Genomic DNA, 16,220 nt, shown 5'->3' on the forward strand with positions numbered 1-16,220 from the left:
GGTGTAGGGGCAGCTAGTGCCGCGACCGCGAGACTGCGACCCTGTGTCGGCTCGATCACTACCACATTCTGGCGTCAAGAAAGTTGCAGGTACTGCGCCGGACGGGATCGGCGGGTTTGGCCACTACCCGGCCAGGGTGAGTCGGCGCGCCTGTTGCTGCGTGGAGATCAGCGCGAGCGTCGACTCGGCGCCCTGGTTCTCGTTTCGGCCGGTGTGCTCGAGTCCGTCGCAGCAGCCGCCGCTGACCGGGTCGATCAGGGGAGTGTCGACGTCGTTCGTGCCGCGGAACCACGCCTCACACAGCAGTACCGCATCCTTCCACTGCTGGTCGCCGGTGTCGTCGTAGGCGCGGGCGCAGGCGTCCGCCAGGGTCGCGACCTCGATGGGTTGCTGGTCGAAGCCGGGCCGGGTTTCGCCGGTCGCCCAGCCGTCGACGGGGGTGACCGATAGATGGTCACCCGAGGTTTCGATCTCGAGTAGCCAGCGCAGCATCGCGAGTCCATCGGCATAGACGCGGCCCTGTCCGGGCAGCAATGTGCCGACCGCGAGGAGCGCTTCGGCCAGCACCGCGTTGGCATAGTGCAATCGTGGCTCGGGCCAGCGCCAGTCGAGACGGCGGGTGGGCGGGCCGATCCGGGTGGCGGCGGCGGCCAGTAGTTCACGTGCTTGTGTGTTTCCCGGCTGGACACGCAGCACCTCGGCGGCGCCGAGCGCGGCGAAGGCCATTGCCCGGGGATAAGGGGATCGCCGTTGTGCCCCGATGGTGAAGTGCGCCAACGCGATCTGCGCCAGATCGGGTTGGCGGGCGACGACGGAGCCGAGTGCCCACAGTGCGCGGCCCCAGTGATCTTCGAGGCTGGGTTCGTCCTGCCAACTCCGGTCTGTGCCCCGACGATTGTGGCAGCTTCCGTCCTCGCTCAGTGCCGCGATGATGAAGTCCAGATACACGCCGGTGTTGTCGAGTAGTTGTTCGCTCGGCTCGGGCTCGCGAACGGCCACCACGAGTGCGCGTGCGACATCGTCGACGCAGTATCCGTTTTCGACGCGTGGTGTGGTGAATTTCGCGTGTTCGAAGATGCCGCACTCGTCGCTGAGTCGGTAGAGGTGCGCGAAGGAGATGGTGATGGTATTCATGCCGTGGCCAGCTTCCTGTCGGCCCGCAGCGTTTCCGTGGCCAGCTCCCGGTACTTTCGTCCTACCGAAGTCCACAGCAGTTCGGGTGCGATACGTTTCGCTTCGGCACCCATGCTCGCCGCAAGGCCCGGTTCGGTGATCACGCGGCGCAGTGCGGCGGCGATATCGGTCGGCGACTCTCGATCGACCAGCAGGCCCGCGCCGCTGGACAGCAGTTCTTCGGCATGCGGGAAGGCGGTCGATATCACCGGTTTGCCCGCCGCGACCGCCTCGATCAGCACGCCGGACGTCACCTGCTCACGCGAATCGTAGGGCAGCAGAACGACATCAGCCTGCCTGATGAGCCGGTACAGCTCGACGTTGGACAAGTAGCGGGCGTCGAAGTGCACGGCATTGGCGACGCCGCAGCGCCGAGCGCGCTCGACGAGGCCGCTGCGATAGGACTCACCATGGCGCGCAAGCACTCTCGGATGTGTCTGTCCCACCACCCGGTATTGTGCGGCCGGGCGCAAGTCGGCGATGTGGGCCATCGCGTCGATGCCCCATTCGATGCCTTTCCCCTTGCCGAGCAGGCCCCAGGTCAGGATTATCGGCGTCCGGGAGATCGGCTGGTGTTGGTCGCCGGGCTGTCCGGAGCGATTGTCGGTGGCACCGTGCGGAATCACCCGGACCTTGGCCGGGTCGACGGCGTAGTGGTCGATGAGTCGTCGGCGAGCCGTGTTCGTCATGGTGACGACGGCCGCGCAATTGCCAGCGAGCTGCTCGAGGATCATCCGCTGGTGTGGTGTCGGGGTGACCAGCACCGTATGCAGCACGACGATGGCCGGAACGCGAAGGGCGCGAATGATTTCGAGGACGTCGACGCCGTCTCGCCCACTGTAGATGCCGTATTCGTGCTGGATGATCGCGATATCGAAGCGGTTGAGCGCGATAGCCGCGGCAGCGGCACCGCGGTGGTCGCTGCGCTCCCACTGATGTGCCACCTCGGGGGGCGGTGTCGGATCCGGACTGTCGACCACGGAGACGACGCCGATGGCTGGGCGACGCTCGAAATCGACCGACACGAAATCGATTTCGCCGGGTGCGGTCAACGCATCGACGAGTGCGCCGGTGAAGGTCGTCAACCCGCACTGGGTCGGCGAATAGGTACTCAGAACGCCATAGGATCGAGCCGACACTACGCCAGCCTTTCTACTTCGAGGCAGCGCCACGGTGCCGCTGTCCGCAGCCACTCAATTGGCTGATCGTGTTGCGCTGAAAACGCTTGAGAATCCGTTCCGGGAACAACACACGGAGGGATCGGCAACCAGGCCTCGATCGTAACAGTCGGATCGGCCAAAATTAGTGTGATATGATCGGCGCATCATGTTCGCCCAGATCTGGGGCGACTCTCGGCGGTTTTGCCGCCAGTAATCGAGGATTTTATGAGAATCGGCGTTATCGCGTCGGTCGCACACCGTACACCTCCGAAAAACTATGGTCCGTGGGAGCAAATCGCTTCGACGCTGGCCGAGGGGTTTGTCGCGCGTGGGCACGACGTCACACTGTTCGCGACGGCGGACTCCGAGACGTCGGCACGGCTGGTCTCCGCCGTACCGTCGGGATACGAAGTGACGGCCGGTGCGGATGCGAAAGTCTACGAAGCGCTGCATAATTCGACGGCATTCGCGCGAGCCGGTGAGTTCGACGTGCTCGCGAACCATTTCGACTTCATGCCGCTGACCTACAGCAGGCTGGTGTCGACACCGATGGTGACGACGATTCACGGCTTCTCCTCACCGAAAATTGTTCCGGTTTATCGGGAATTCGGTGACATCGCCCACTATGTGGCAATCTCCGACGCCGATCGCGACCTGGCTCTGCGCTATGCAGCGACGATTCATCACGGTATCGATCTCACCCAGTTCACATTTCGGCCCGAGCACGGCGAATATCTGCTATTTCTGGGCAGAATTCATCCGGATAGAGGGACGCACCTGGCGATCGAGGTAGCGCGGCAGGCCGGACTGCCATTGATCATCGCCGGCGTGATCCAAGACGAGGAGTACTTCCGATCGGCGGTCGAACCGCATCTCACCAGCACCGATTTGACCTACCTCGGTCCGGTCGGTCCGGCAGAGCGGGACGCGCTACTCGGAGGTGCCCGAGCACTACTGCATTTGATCGGTTTCGCCGAGCCGTTCGGCCTGTCGGTCGTCGAAGCCATGGCCACCGGGACACCGGTCATCGCAACACCATTGGGTTCGATGCCGGAGATCATCCGCCACGGTCGCACCGGATTCCTCGTCGCCGATGTCGCGGGTGCCGTCGCGGCGGTATCGGATATCGAGCGAATCGACCGCTCCGCCTGCCGAGACGACGTCTTCGAACGCTTCACCGCTGACCGCATGATCGATGCCTATCTAGCTCTGTTCGCACGGATCGTACGAGATTGCGGACGTCGCGCCGAATCGGCCGAGCCGGCACCGCAACAGGCCATCGGCTCACCCGGCCTGTTCTCCCACGCCGGACTGTAATCGACAGTGCCCCAAGGCTACTGGTTCTCAGACTGGATGCCGAGTTGGTTCGGTGTCTCGGTTCGTGATGCCCACCGCATTCGCTTGTTCGCTTGATCGGGCGGGGTGTCGGCAGGAATGACCAGCAATGCCAGATGAGTGCCGCCAGCGCCGACCATGTGCATGACATCGTGTGGTTGTGCAGCACCCGGCCCGTACAACCGGATGCCGTCATCGCCGTCGATGCGGCGTTGGGCGAGACTAACCGCGTTCCAGCCGAAGCCGATTCGCACGGTCGCGCCGAGGCGTGGGGTAAGGACGCTGATCAGATCGTGCAGTTCAGCGGTGAGATTGGCCGTCCACGGCCACCACGCGCCGTCGACCTGCCCCGAACTAGAGCCGCTTCGACGCAGCAGCAGACGTGGCGTGCGGGTAGGGGTCCGGAACGGTTGCAGGTCGCATGGGGGTGGGCCGATGTCCCCGACCATGTCGCGGTGATTGGTTATCGGGCGCTGCGCCTTGATGTGAGTCATGATCTGGTCTCGATTCCACCGGCGGCCAGGGTCGCCGGTTCGGGCTCGACGGCGGCCATCAGGGCCGCGCGCGCGGTACCCTCGGCGGTGGCCGACGGGATTACCCGGAGCACGATCAAGCCGCTGTCACGGCCGAAGACGAACATTGTGTTCCACCGCTCGAAGCGATAGGGATCGAGTCGGACCACGTGGTTGTCGACGGTTATTTGCTGGGGTGTGCGTGACCAGCACGCGGGATCATAGACGACGCGCCAGACCGGTCCGAGCCCCACTGATAGGACTGCCAGCAGATCTGGGAGTTCGGCGGGGAGTACGCCGGAACGGGGCCACCAGGCGCCATCGATATATCCATCGCGTTCGGCCTTCGGCTTCAGGCTCAATCGAAGTGTGTATTCCGGTGCGACGCGATGTCGAGGGGACGGTGAGCGGATCTTTTTCGGTGCCATGTTGGCGCTCCTGTTTCGGCTGTGGTGCCCGCCGATTGATCGGCGTCGCGGGAATGCGCGACGGTGCGCGTGCCGTCTGGACGGTCAGTAGAGGTGGCGACGACTGCGGATGGGGTGGCCGTTGGTGCCGGCGAACATGAGCACCGATCCAAGTGCGACCGCATCAGATCCTCAGATCTGTTGCTTCTTCCAGTAGACGCCGATTATGTCGTAATGTCAACGCTGTAGGTCTACGATCGGGACATATACACCGGCGTTGCTAGTACTGGAGAAAACTGCCGAAATGACCGAACCACCGACCAGTCACACGAACTTCCGATCCGGGCGGCACGCCACGGTCACCGGAGCCCGGGGCGGCGGTCCGGTGAACAGGGCAACGGTGTTGCACGCGGCACTCGAGATCGTCGATCGAGACGGGATCGACGGACTCTCGATGCGGCGGCTGGCCGACGCGGTGGGACGGGATCCGATGGTGGTCTACCGGCATGTGGCCAACAAGGCCGCGGTGCTCGACGGCATCGCCGAAGTCGTCTTCGCGCAGTTGTCGGTCGATGCCTCCGACGCGGACTGGGCCGCCCAATTGCGGGTGATCGCACGCGATTTCCGACGCTTGGCACTGGCCCATCCGAAGGCGGTACCGCTGCTGGTGACCCGGCCGTTGGCGACGCCGTTAGGGCTGCGCCCCCAGGCGGTGGTCCGTCCGCTCGAGGACATCCTCGCACTGCTCACCCGTGCCGGATTTTCCGGTGCGGACGCTCTGCACATCTACCGTGCACTGTTCGGCTTTCTCTACGGTCACGTCCTCAACGAATTGCAGGAGATCGTGGAGCGACCCGAGGAAACCGACGAGGTACTGCGCCTCGGACTGCATCGGCTACCCATCACGGAGTTCCCATTGCTGCGCGAGCTCGCCCCGGCGCTGGTGGGCTACGACGGCGCCACCGAACTCGAACGAGGTCTCGATATTCTGCTCACCGGACTCGCGGCAACGCTGCCGAGCAAAGACCAATGATCGTTTGCCGCTCGAACCCCGCCCCGCCTTCGGATTCCCCGCGTCGACAGGGCGTTGCTCATCCTCTCGGCACCGCAGCGCCGAAGATGATCGCGCTCGTCGAGGAAACGCTCGAATGCCAGCGCGCCTCGCCCTGCTCCGGGCCGGAATCTCCCCGGGGGGGGCGTACTGTCGAGGGAACGAGACCGCCGAGGTCTTGCAACCAAAGGATGCCCAGTTGTCCGACAAATCTCCGCGTAGCACGATGTCCAAAAAGCAGGGGAAATCGATCAAGGAGAAACGAGCGGAGAAGAAGGCCAAGTCAGCCGCCGCTCAATCCGGCGTTGAAGCCTTGGAGAACAGGGACAAGAAGCGCAAGTAGACATACTCCTATGCGGCATCGGAGCTCAGCCCTCACGGGCTCAGCTCCGATATGGGGAGATCGACGTCCTGCCAAGTCGACGAACGAATCTCCCCGGACTCGTCGAGCCACTGGGGACGCGCTCGATCCTTGCTCGGCGACCCCACGCGCACCGCGTACGGTATGAGTCCGGCGGCGATCGCCCGAGACCGTGGAGCAACCGGCGATCTGACGGAGGTCCGAGGCTCCCTTCCTGAATCCGAAGGTACCGATGGTAGTTCGCGACGATCGGCGGGCCTGGCGGATTCGCAGCACGATCGCGCCGCCTGCCTGCCAGAAGCATCAGGACGGCGCACAATAATCGGCGCTTCCGGATGTTTTGCGCCGCAGTCGATCTCGCGTGTCGACCGCCCGGCACCCGGCCCGCCGAGGCTGGTCTGCGGTGTGCGCTTGTTATCACATCGCAGACCGAACCCATGTCATACCAAGGTATTACATCGAACGAGAATCGGGCCGATAGCTTCGAATCGTCACCTCCGAACCGACGCACCGAGCGGTTCCCACTCGAGTCACAGCCTCGGGTCGGCATTGAGGACGGCCGAATGTGGCATCTACGACCCAGCTCTCAGGAAGATCTATGACGACACCAGCCTTGGCGCCCGAGTTGTTTCCACGATCATCGCGGCGCAGCGGCCCCGACGGTGATTACGCCCGTCTGTTGCGCCGGATCTCCGACGCGGGACTGATGAACCGGCGTCCCGTCTACTACGCGGTCCGGCTGAGCCTCGTCGGGATCGCGTTCGCGGCCGGCTGGGCGGCGTTCGTCCTCGTCGGGGACTCGTGGTGGACGCTCGTGGTCGCGGCGTTCATGGCCGTGACGTGCGCTCAGGTCGCCCTCGTCATGCACGATGTCGCGCACCGTCAAGTTTTCCGGCTACGGCGGCCGACGGAGGTCGTGGGCCGACTCGTCGGCAACGCCGGCATAGGCCTGGGCTACGGCTGGTGGCAGGACAAGCACACCCGACATCACGCCAACCCGAACCACGAGGAACTCGACCCCGATGTCGCGCCCGACATTCTGGTCTGGTCACAGCGGCAGGCGCGGGCCAGTCGTGGCGTGGCTCGTCTCATCGGGAGGGCGCAGGCATTCCTGTTCTTTCCGCTACTGATGCTGGAGGGCCTGAACCTGCATGCGGCCGGTGCCCGTGCACTCAGAAATCGATCGATCAAACACCGCGGATTGGAGGGCGCGCTGCTCTTCGGCCACTTCGCCGCCTATCTGGCCGCACTGTTCGCGGTTCTGCCCGCCGACAAAGCCTTCGCGTTCCTCGCTGTCCACCAAGCGCTGTTCGGCCTGTACATGGGCTGCATCTTCGCCCCGAACCACAAGGGCATGCCGACTCTGACCGGCGACGAGCGCCCCGACTACCTACGCCGGCAAGTGCTGACCTCCCGCAACGTGCGGGGCGGCGTGTTGACCGACCTCGCCCTCGGCGGACTCAACTATCAGATCGAGCACCACCTGTTCCCGAGCATGCCGACACCGAACCTGCGTCACGCCCAGGTGATCGTTCGCGACTACTGCGCCGAAATCGGCGTGCCATACCACGAGACCGGGCTGATCTCCTCTTACCACGAGGCACTGAAGCACCTGCACCACGTCGGCGCACCCCTGCGCACCGCCGGCTCACAGCAGAACGCCGGATGAAACCGCGCCTGATGTCTGCAGGCCGCTGAACCCGGCATCCAGCATGTCGGAAAGCCTTGCCGTCCGCAGGACAATTGCCCTCTATTCGAGGTAATCCCGAAGCAGCTGTGACCGCGATGGGTGACGTAGCTTCGACATCGTCTTCGACTCGATCTGCCGGATCCGCTCACGGGTGACGCCGTAGACCTTCCCGATGTCGTCGAGCGTTCGAGGCCGCCCATCACTCAGGCCGTAACGCAGGCGCATGACGCCGGCTTCGCGCTCGCTGAGCGTGTCGAGTACCGACCGCAACTGCACCTGCAGCAGGGTGAACGCTACCTTCTCGACGGCTACGACAGCCTCGGAGTCCTCGATCAAATCGCCGAACTGGGTCGTGCCCTCGTCACCGAGCGTCTGGTCCAACGAGATCGGTTCCCGTGCTATTTGCCGAACCTCGAGAACCTTCGCGGGTGTAATACCTAATTCTGCGGCAAGCTCTTGGGCTGTTGCCTCGCGGCCCAGCTGCTGAAGCAGTTCGCGCTCTACACGCCCGAGCTTGTTGATGATCTCCACCATGTGCACGGGGATTCGTATGGTGCGGGCCTGGTCGGCCATGGCGCGAGAAATCGCCTGGCGAATCCACCATGTGGCATAGGTCGAGAACTTGAATCCTCTGCTGTAGTCGAACTTTTCGACCGCCCGCACCAGACCCAGATTGCCCTCCTGGATCAGGTCGAGGAAGGCCATGCCCCGCCCGGTGTACCGTTTGGCGATCGACACCACCAGCCGCAGGTTTGCCTCGAGCAGATGATCTTTGGCCGCGATGCCGTCCTGTACGATCCAGGTCAGGTCTCGGTGACGTGCGATCGTGGGACCCGAGGGCCCCTCGCATTCGGCCTGCAGTTTCTGCACCGCATATAGACCGACTTCGATCCGGATCGCGAGATCGACCTCCTCGGCCGCGGAGAGTAGGGGAACTCGCCCGATCTGCTTCAGATACGCGCGTGTCGAGTCCCCACCGGCGGTGAACTCGGCTTCCTTGCGCGCCCGACGCAGCGCCGGAGACTCGTCCTCATCCCAGATGTCGTCCGCAGCGTCATCTTGCTCCGCCAAGGTGTCAGGGGAATCTTGATCATTTGTTTCGCCTGCGGTCGTTGCCACATTCGCCTCTCCGAGTGATTCGGGCGGCATCGCGATTCGAGAAACAGGACCGCAGAGAGGCCTCGAGCGGCTCGGCAATGACCGGGACCAATGACCAGCGTACTGGTCAACAGACGAAGTGAGGCGACTACCGGCCCCAGCCCATACCTTCCACTACGCTTCGGGGCGATCTGCCATGTGATCAGTACGGAGGACCGCCGTGCGGTGGGCGGTAGGGAGGGCAACCTCCCACCCTTGCACCTCGCGTAGTGCGGGGTGGTCTTCCTCGGTCCAGGTGCTGAGGCGATGATGCATCAGCGCGTTGGAAACGTCGAGCAGCAATGTCTGAGCGTCGGGATCGTCGGGGTCGATCAATCGGAGGATGACGGTCAGACGAGCCCACCGCGGGCAGGCGAGAGCGGGGTTCTCCCAGAGCGCTCGGGCTGGCGATGCCGAAACAACTCGTGCGGCGCTTCGCCGGATCGCCGTCGAAATGGATCATCGGCTGCGAGGCTCCCTCAGTATCAGCGAGATCCGCGCACTTCTGCATCGCGCGATCGACGATGGGGTGCCGAATGCCGACATAAGGCGCGCCAGCGCTCCCGGATCGAGTAGCCGTGTGGTTGCGAATTCAGATGCGCCTTACATCGCCTGGCCGGAGTGGCACGTCAATGCGATGTCGATGGTCGGCGTTGCGGCGTAGTCGGTCGTTTTCGGTGTGTAGGTCGGCATTGGCGTCTTCGAGGTCGAGGATGCGCGCGATGCCGGCGAGGTTTACTCCCGTCGCGGTCAGCGCGACAATACGGTGCAGCCGGACGAGGTCGTCGCTGCTGTAGCGGCGGGTGCCACCGTCGCTGCGGGCGGGGGTGATCAGTCCGTGACGCTCGTAGAGCCGCAGCGTCTGCACTCCGATCCCGGCCAGATCCGCGGTGACCGAGATCGAGTACACCGCCTGCCCCGGATCAGGCAGATGCGATCCCGAGAGTGGCTCCTGCTGCATCCTCGTCCTCATCTCTGCATTGCTTATAGGTTTTCTATTCTAGGTGCTTGCACTCATCTGTCGAGAGTGCTACAACAAATCTATGTCAGATGACACAGGTTATCTGATCCAACCTAGAAAGAATGGAGTGTGTTGGAGGTGGCGACCATGCTGATGCGTACCGATCCGTTCCGTGATCTGGACCGTCTCACGCAGCAGGTGTTCGGCACGGCGGCCCGTCCCGCGGTAATGCCGATGGACGCCTGGCGCGAGGGCGATGAGTTCCTGGTGGAGTTCGATCTGCCCGGCATCGATCCGAAGTCCCTGGATCTGGATATCGAGCGCAACGTGGTGACCGTGCGAGCATCCCGCCCGGAGCTGGATCAGGGCCGGTCGATGATTGCCGCGGAACGTTCCCGCGGCGTGTTCAGCCGCCAGTTGTTCCTGGGCGAGGGCCTGGACACCGACCACATCCGCGCCGACTACACCGATGGTGTGCTGCGCCTGGCGATCCCGGTCGCGGAGAAAGCAAAGCCCCGCAAGATCGAAATCGAACACAGCGATCACGGCAGGCAGCAGGCCATCAACGCCTGACCCACTCGTCCCGGCGCTTCTCCCAGGAGGCGGCGTCATGACCACGAACACCACCGGCGTAGGTCCGTTCGACACCCTCGATGCGCAGCTGCTGATCCTCGATCCCGACGTAGAGCCGTTGTTCGCCGAGGTCGAACAGATCCTGTGCGAAGCCCGCACACCGCTGCTGGTCCGCCCGGGTACGCCAACGCCGGTACCCGGGCAGCGGGCACCGGCGAGGGCCGTCGCGTCGGCGAACCTCGACCAGATGACCGGGCGCCGGCCCGCGATAGGGCGAGCCACTCAGCGCGGACCTCCGCAGCGCTGGGATGGCTCTGGCGCGATCCGAACAGCAGAATCAACCACAATCGAAGCGAGGTGATGCCCGTATCCGAAACAGTGGAATGAACGGCGTTGGCGGCGATGCCCATCAACCTCCCGCGTTCGCGAACCCGGCCTAACCGGGTTGCTACGCACCGCCACACATGTGGCACCAGCGGGCACCTCACCGCCATCGCGGAATCTATCGAATGTCACGTCGCTCTTCCTTGCCGCGGGGTGGGCCGGAACCAGCATCCGGACCCACCCCGCCCGCCCTCTCCCCATCGCAGCAGCCAACTCGAGCGGTAGGGAAAGCCTCCGGAAAGGTCGGCGGCTAGCGATCACGGTCACGCCGTCGGTCGATCCGATCCGTCAGGCGGGGTGTCCGGGTTCAGGCCGGTGAAACAGCGCACGAGCCCGGATCAGGGTGAACGCGGGCCGCGACCGCCAGCCGAAGATTCGCGCGCCGCAAGGCAGCATGGGCATCGGTATCCGCATGATCGGCCTCCAGCCGCTGCGCGGCATCGGCTTGCGCTGCGCGCGCTCGGCCCACATCGATGCGCTCGGCGAACTCCACGGTCTCGGCCACGAGACGAACCTGGTCGTCGTCGGCCCGCAGCCGTCCGCCGTGCAACGCGGCCAGCCACTCCTTAACGCCAGCACGCACCGCAAGCACTCCGACGTCGACTGCGATGTCCAGTCGACGGTGTCCGGGTTCGATCACGCGTGCACCATCGACGGTGGGGACATGAATCGAGTCGGCGCGGAAGACGAATTCGTGGTAGCCGGGTACCGACAGTGTGACCGTCAATGTGCCAGAGCTACGCTGCCGCATCTCGGGGCCGGACTTTCGCCGCATGATGGGCCTTCTTCCGATAAGTCGCCAGGTCGTTTCCGGCGCGTGGGCTGGACTCGCACCGAGTCACAACGAGATCCGTGCCCGGATAAGCACCTACCCGAATCAGCGGCAGCGAAACGGTTGAAATCAGGCTCGGTTCCGCCTCGGCAATCTGGGTCCCACCGCGCTGCCGCACTTTCGACGCCGAAACGCTCGAACAGGTAGTGTCGGCACCCGCAGCCACGAATACAACCAAACATCAGCAGCACTCACACCGCGGTTGCGAAACCCGAATCGCTCACCGTCTTTTCGACTACGTCGAACCTGCGTTTCGATCACACCTCACTACCGACCAGCTAAGTGCGGAGCATCCCGATGCGCCCCTGTACCGGTCGGCCATCACATCATTCATGGTCCTGGGGACCATCGGTCCACAACTGGGCCTCGGCCGGGCCGCGCTGGGCTTGGTTCGTTCCAAGGCCGCCGAAAGACCACTGGGGTACTCGACTATCACTCGGCAAGCCGACTCCGTTGCCTCCCAAATGCTGATCGCGGAGGCCGCAATGAGGATCGACACCGCCCACCTGCACGCCTTCCGCGGGGCCGACGACGTCCAACGTCACATAGGAAATGTTCCCGATCTGTGGGCCGAGGGGGACTCGAACTTCCGGTTCCCCCGCTCAGATGATCGACAGGGTGCCACCGCTCAGCCACCGTCACCGGTGCGGCGGTGCTACCGCACTCCTCCGGTAGCCGAGGTCGTGACGCGCTGTACCCAGGCCGCGCAGTCGAAAAGGGTTATGTCGTCGTCAGAGGGTCGGGAAAGGAGGATGCCCGTCCGGGGCCCGGGCCGCGCGGCGGGTGTGGGCAGGGTGATGCCGCAACTGCCGAGGTAGCTGAGCATCATGGTGGTGCGCAGGACGGCGGTGTTGGCACTGTCGTACCAATCTGAGTCGGACTGGAGGGCGGCTGTGCTCGGTGGGATGCGGCGCACGGTGGGGCACAGGAGCGTGGCGCCACCGAGGTCGGCGGCGAACTCGGCACGCAAGGCAGACATCGCAGCATAAACGGGGGCGATGGAATCGCCTGTATGGGTGTTGGTTTCGAGTCTGCGCCGGGTGGCGGGTTCGATCGGCATCGTCGAGTCGAGCCGGTGGCGATGCAGACGGAAGGCCTCGGCGCCGACGATCGTTCCGTTGTCGTCCATCAGGTTCTGGGCATTCGATAGCGAAGGCATGTGACGGATCTGAACGTCAGCGCCTGCGGCACGGAGTTCGGCGACAGCGCGGTCGAACTCGTCGGATATCTCCGCCGCGACGTCTTCGGACCATTCGCCCGCGGGGACGACGAACCGCGGCGGTAACCGGCTACGGCCGAGTCGGGCGGGGACGAGCACACGGTCGAGAGCGGCGAGGTCTTCGACGGTGGTCGCGAACACGCCGACGCTGTCGAGTGTTGTGGACAGCGGCGCGAAGTCATGGGGGCCATATCTGCCCGGGCTGGCGCGGTATCCGACGATGCCGCACAGGGCAGCGGGCACGCGTACAGATCCGGAGGTGTCGGTCCCGACCGCCAGCGGAACGATCCCGCGAGCGACCGCGACCGCGGATCCGGAGGACGATCCGCCTGGGATCAGCTCCGGGTCGACGGGGTTGACGGGCGTACCGAAGCAGAGGTTGATCCCGAGTCCCGAGAAGGCGAACTCGCTGAGATTGGTTTTGCCGATGGTGACAAGTCCGCTGTCGTGCACGCGACGCACGAGGTGGCTGTCCACGGCGGCGGGTTCATCGTGGAGGTGGCTGGCCGAGCCGCAGGTCGTGACGGTGCCTTGGACGTCGAACACGTCCTTCCACACGATGGGGACTCCGTCGAGCCTGCTGCGGCGGGTGCCGCGCAGGGCGCGGCGGTCGCACGCCTCGGCCTGGTAGCGGGCACGTTGGCCGGTGACGGTAATCATCACCGCGGCCGAATCAGGATGCCGGGCACGCTCGACCGCGGCGGCAACCAGCTGTGCCGACGTAGTCTCGCCGCTCGCGAGGGCCTGCGCCATTGCGGTGGCGGTAGTCATTGGTAGGTACTCCAGATGCTCGGGTCCGGAACGAATAGAGCACACGCTATCGCGCAGGCATCCGCGCGGGTATGTGTGAACATCTACTCAGTTGCCCGAAGTATGTGTATATATCCATTCTCATTGGCCGCGGCCGTTCTGTTGACTGAGCGGCATGACAGCGTTGAGCTACCCCGAGCCGGTGACCATACCGGCCAGGCAGGCCCGGTCGGTGACCTTGCGCAAAGGCGAGCGATTGCAGATCACCGATGTGGCCGGCGGCCAAGTGGGCGATGTGTTCGCCTACAACATCGATGACGTCACCGAGCATCACAGCGCCTCGCACACCCGCACCCACATCAGCCGCCTGTTCCCCGAGCTGGGCGAACCCTTCGTGACCAACCGGCGGCGCCCCATCCTCACCTATCTGGCCGACACATCCCCGGGTCGGCACGACATGTTGATCGCCGCCTGCGATCCGGAACGCTATGCGGCATATGGCGATCCGAGCCACGCCAGCTGCGCGGACAATCTGCGGCAAGCGATGGCCGACCTCGGACACCCGGCCCTGCCGTTCATTCCACAGCCGATCAACGTCTTCATGCGCATCCCCGTCGCCGCGGACGGGGAGCTGTCCTGGCTCGAGGCCGCCACCGCGCCCGGGGATTCGATCACCTTCCGCGCGGACATGGCCTGCATCGTCGTCGTCTCGTCCTGCCCGCAGGACCACAACGTCATCAATGGCGCCGGACCCACCCCGCTGGCCCTGACCATCTTGCCCCCGACCACCGAGGAGAACAACGATGACCACCACTGAACTCGAACTAGCCCATCCCGCGCTCGAGCCGTTCGGCCTCGACTCGCTGAAGCTGCGCAACCGGTTCGCCGTCGCACCGATGACACGCATCTCCGCCGAACCCGACGGCACGCCGACCACGCAGATGGCCGAGTACTACCGCGAGTACGCGGCAGGCGGATTCGGCTTGATCATCACAGAGGGCATCTACCCGGATGCCGCCCACAGTCAGGGCTATTTCAATCAGCCCGGCTTGGTCACCGCCGGGCACATCGCCGGATGGCGTGCGGTGGTGGACGCCGTGCACGGCGCCGGGAGCCCGATCGTCGCGCAGTTGATGCACGCCGGAGCCATCTCGCAGGGCAACGCCTATGGCTTCGAGACCATCGGACCGTCGGCCGTTCAGCCGCGCGGGCAGATGATGGCCGACTACGGCGGCGTCGGCGGAGCGTGGAACGCGCCCCGGGAAATGACCGTGCGCGATATCGACGATGTCATCACCGGATACGCCGCCGCCGCCGAGAACGCCCGAGCGGCGGGTTTCGACGGAGTCGAGATTCACGCGGCCAACGGCTATCTGCTCGACCAGTTCCTCACCGACTACACCAATCAGCGCACCGACGATTACGGCGGTCCAGTGCATAATCGGATCCGCCTGACCGTGCGCGTGCTGCGGGCCGTGCGTGATGCGCTCGGTGATTTCCCGGTCGGTGTGCGGCTGTCGCAGACCAAGGTCAACGACTTCACCTACCGCTGGCCCGGGGCCGATGCCGACGCGCGGGTCGTCTTCGCGGCCCTGTCCGACGCGAGCTATCTGCACATCGCCAGTGAGGGTAGGGATTTCATCGAGACCTCGCGTTTCCCTAGCGGCTCGACCATCACGCAGCTGGCCCGCGAGGTGTCCGGCCGCCCGGTCATCGCCAATGGTGGCATGCACGCGCTCCCCCAGGCCGCCGATGTCCTGACCGGCGGGCACGCCGATGTGCTGTCCCTTGGTCAGGGTGCGCTGGCGAATCCGGACCTGCCGCGCCGGGTCGAGACGGGGGCGCCGTTGGCTCCGTTCGACCATGAGATGCTGCATCCCATGGCCACTTTGGACTGTGCTGCGGCATGGCGCGCACGAACCGGCAAATGAGCGATCGCGACTGGACCCGCGGCGCCGCCGCCGTGGCGACACTCACCTTCGATGTCGACGCGGAGACGCCCATTCTCGCGGAAGGGCGCCACTACGCCGACCATCCCATGGTGATGTCACACCAGTCCTACGGCCCGGATGTAGGCGTCCCGCGGATCCTCGATCTACTCGATGAGATGGCCATTCCCGCAACGTTCTTCGTGCCGGGCTGGGTGGCCGAGCAGCGTCCGGGCCTGGCCCGTTCGATCGTCGACCGCGGGCACGAGGTCGCGCACCACTCCTACAGTCACCGTGCGCCCACCTCGTTGCCACCTGGCGCCGAACGCGCGGATTTCGTCCGCGCACTGGATGTTTTCGCCGCACAGGGCATCGACATCGCCGGACATCGTGCGGCGATGTGGAGCGCCAGCCGTGAAACCATCGGTCTGGTTGCCGAATACGGGCTGGCCTACGACTCATCGCTGATGGGTGACGACCGGCCGTACCTGGTCGACAGCACGCACGCGCCGGTGGTGGAGCTGCCGGTGCACTGGTCGCTCGATGATTGGGAGCAGTACGCGTATCTTCCCGATCCGCGTATCGGCTCGGTCATCGAATCACCGGTCAAGGTCGAGCGGATGTGGCGCGCCGAACTCGACGGGATGCGGCATTACGGCTGTTTGTTCAACGTGTGTATGCACCCGTTCCTCACCGGACGGCCGGGCCGGATGATGGCTCTGCGCAACCTCATCTCGTATGCCCAGG

At 64.8% G+C, this 16,220-nt stretch carries 16 protein-coding genes and 2 pseudogenes; 10 read left to right on the top strand and 8 right to left on the bottom strand.

Going from position 1 to position 16,220, the window contains the following annotated elements; all coding sequences use genetic code 11:
• Positions 1-123: 123 nt before the first annotated feature.
• Together ACHQ4I_RS07975 and ACHQ4I_RS07980 are read right to left on the bottom strand one after the other, a co-directional pair.
• The gene (locus tag ACHQ4I_RS07975; protein WP_420771043.1) at positions 124-1,134 is read right to left on the bottom strand and encodes a glycosyltransferase; all 1,011 of its coding nucleotides are present in this window, start codon (positions 1,132-1,134) and stop codon (positions 124-126) included.
• A complete protein-coding gene (locus tag ACHQ4I_RS07980) occupies positions 1,131-2,258 on the bottom strand; it encodes a glycosyltransferase (RefSeq protein ID WP_420771044.1) in 1,128 nt (375 codons plus the stop codon). The genes ACHQ4I_RS07975 and ACHQ4I_RS07980 overlap by 4 nt, the downstream gene beginning before the upstream one ends.
• Positions 2,259-2,558: 300 nt before the next feature.
• On the opposite strand from ACHQ4I_RS07980, the gene ACHQ4I_RS07985 reads away from it, so the two are divergent.
• On the top strand, positions 2,559-3,650 hold the full coding sequence (locus ACHQ4I_RS07985; RefSeq protein ID WP_420771045.1) for a glycosyltransferase family 4 protein: 1,092 nt from the start codon (positions 2,559-2,561) through the stop codon (positions 3,648-3,650).
• Between the two features lie 17 nt (positions 3,651-3,667).
• Here the strand turns inward: ACHQ4I_RS07985 and ACHQ4I_RS07990 are convergent, their stop codons facing one another.
• Complete coding sequence (locus tag ACHQ4I_RS07990) at positions 3,668-4,162, bottom strand: DUF5994 family protein (protein WP_420771046.1); 495 nt, start codon at positions 4,160-4,162, stop codon at positions 3,668-3,670.
• Positions 4,159-4,542: a DUF5994 family protein gene (locus ACHQ4I_RS07995; protein ID WP_420771047.1), complete on the bottom strand. Its 384-nt coding sequence runs from the start codon at positions 4,540-4,542 to the stop codon at positions 4,159-4,161. Before ACHQ4I_RS07995 ends, ACHQ4I_RS07990 begins: the two co-directional genes overlap by 4 nt.
• A gap of 349 nt (positions 4,543-4,891) precedes the next feature.
• Between ACHQ4I_RS07995 and ACHQ4I_RS08000 the strand changes: the two genes are divergently transcribed.
• The 3 genes from ACHQ4I_RS08000 to ACHQ4I_RS08010 all read left to right on the top strand — a co-directional run bounded on the left by ACHQ4I_RS08000 (position 4,892) and on the right by ACHQ4I_RS08010 (position 7,668).
• Complete coding sequence (locus tag ACHQ4I_RS08000) at positions 4,892-5,620, top strand: TetR/AcrR family transcriptional regulator C-terminal domain-containing protein (protein WP_420771048.1); 729 nt, start codon at positions 4,892-4,894, stop codon at positions 5,618-5,620.
• 217 nt (positions 5,621-5,837) lie between these two features.
• On the top strand, positions 5,838-5,981 hold the full coding sequence (locus tag ACHQ4I_RS08005; protein ID WP_169811382.1) for a hypothetical protein: 144 nt from the start codon (positions 5,838-5,840) through the stop codon (positions 5,979-5,981).
• A 616-nt stretch (positions 5,982-6,597) separates the two neighbouring features.
• Complete coding sequence (locus tag ACHQ4I_RS08010; protein WP_420771049.1) at positions 6,598-7,668, top strand: fatty acid desaturase family protein; 1,071 nt, start codon at positions 6,598-6,600, stop codon at positions 7,666-7,668.
• 81 nt (positions 7,669-7,749) lie between these two features.
• Here the strand turns inward: ACHQ4I_RS08010 and ACHQ4I_RS08015 are convergent.
• A pseudogene (locus tag ACHQ4I_RS08015) lies at positions 7,750-8,817 on the bottom strand (RNA polymerase sigma factor); the annotation flags it as partial.
• A 601-nt stretch (positions 8,818-9,418) separates the two neighbouring features.
• Positions 9,419-9,787: a MerR family transcriptional regulator gene (locus tag ACHQ4I_RS08020; RefSeq protein WP_420771050.1), complete on the bottom strand. Its 369-nt coding sequence runs from the start codon at positions 9,785-9,787 to the stop codon at positions 9,419-9,421.
• 147 nt (positions 9,788-9,934) lie between these two features.
• Between ACHQ4I_RS08020 and ACHQ4I_RS08025 the strand changes: the two genes are divergently transcribed.
• Both ACHQ4I_RS08025 and ACHQ4I_RS08030 read left to right on the top strand, forming a co-directional pair.
• A complete protein-coding gene (locus ACHQ4I_RS08025) occupies positions 9,935-10,360 on the top strand; it encodes an Hsp20/alpha crystallin family protein (RefSeq protein ID WP_420771051.1) in 426 nt (141 codons plus the stop codon).
• Positions 10,361-10,397: 37 nt separating this feature from the next.
• On the top strand, positions 10,398-10,721 hold the full coding sequence (locus ACHQ4I_RS08030; protein WP_420771052.1) for a hypothetical protein: 324 nt from the start codon (positions 10,398-10,400) through the stop codon (positions 10,719-10,721).
• A 330-nt stretch (positions 10,722-11,051) separates the two neighbouring features.
• On the opposite strand, the gene ACHQ4I_RS08035 is transcribed toward ACHQ4I_RS08030, so the two are convergent.
• Positions 11,052-11,519: a F0F1 ATP synthase subunit delta/epsilon gene (locus tag ACHQ4I_RS08035; RefSeq protein WP_420771053.1), complete on the bottom strand. Its 468-nt coding sequence runs from the start codon at positions 11,517-11,519 to the stop codon at positions 11,052-11,054.
• A gap of 389 nt (positions 11,520-11,908) precedes the next feature.
• Between ACHQ4I_RS08035 and ACHQ4I_RS08040 the strand changes: the two are divergent.
• A pseudogene (locus tag ACHQ4I_RS08040) lies at positions 11,909-12,109 on the top strand (acyl-CoA dehydrogenase family protein); the annotation flags it as partial.
• 122 nt (positions 12,110-12,231) lie between these two features.
• Here ACHQ4I_RS08040 and ACHQ4I_RS08045 read toward each other — a convergent pair.
• The gene (locus ACHQ4I_RS08045) at positions 12,232-13,566 is read right to left on the bottom strand and encodes an amidase family protein (RefSeq protein WP_420771054.1); all 1,335 of its coding nucleotides are present in this window, start codon (positions 13,564-13,566) and stop codon (positions 12,232-12,234) included.
• Positions 13,567-13,720: 154 nt separating this feature from the next.
• On the opposite strand from ACHQ4I_RS08045, the gene ACHQ4I_RS08050 reads away from it, so the two are divergent.
• From ACHQ4I_RS08050 to ACHQ4I_RS08060, 3 genes are all read left to right on the top strand, one after another.
• The gene (locus ACHQ4I_RS08050) at positions 13,721-14,362 is read left to right on the top strand and encodes a DUF1989 domain-containing protein (protein ID WP_420771055.1); all 642 of its coding nucleotides are present in this window, start codon (positions 13,721-13,723) and stop codon (positions 14,360-14,362) included.
• Entirely contained in the window at positions 14,349-15,476 is a 1,128-nt protein-coding gene (locus ACHQ4I_RS08055) for an oxidoreductase (protein WP_420771056.1), read from the top strand. Before ACHQ4I_RS08050 ends, ACHQ4I_RS08055 begins: the two co-directional genes overlap by 14 nt.
• Positions 15,473-16,220 (top strand): polysaccharide deacetylase family protein (locus ACHQ4I_RS08060; RefSeq protein ID WP_420771057.1); only part of this gene is annotated, 748 nt, incomplete at its 3' end. The genes ACHQ4I_RS08055 and ACHQ4I_RS08060, both read left to right, overlap by 4 nt.

This window comes from Nocardia nepalensis (genome assembly GCF_048910785.1).
Lineage (GTDB): Bacteria > Actinomycetota > Actinomycetes > Mycobacteriales > Mycobacteriaceae > Nocardia > Nocardia nepalensis.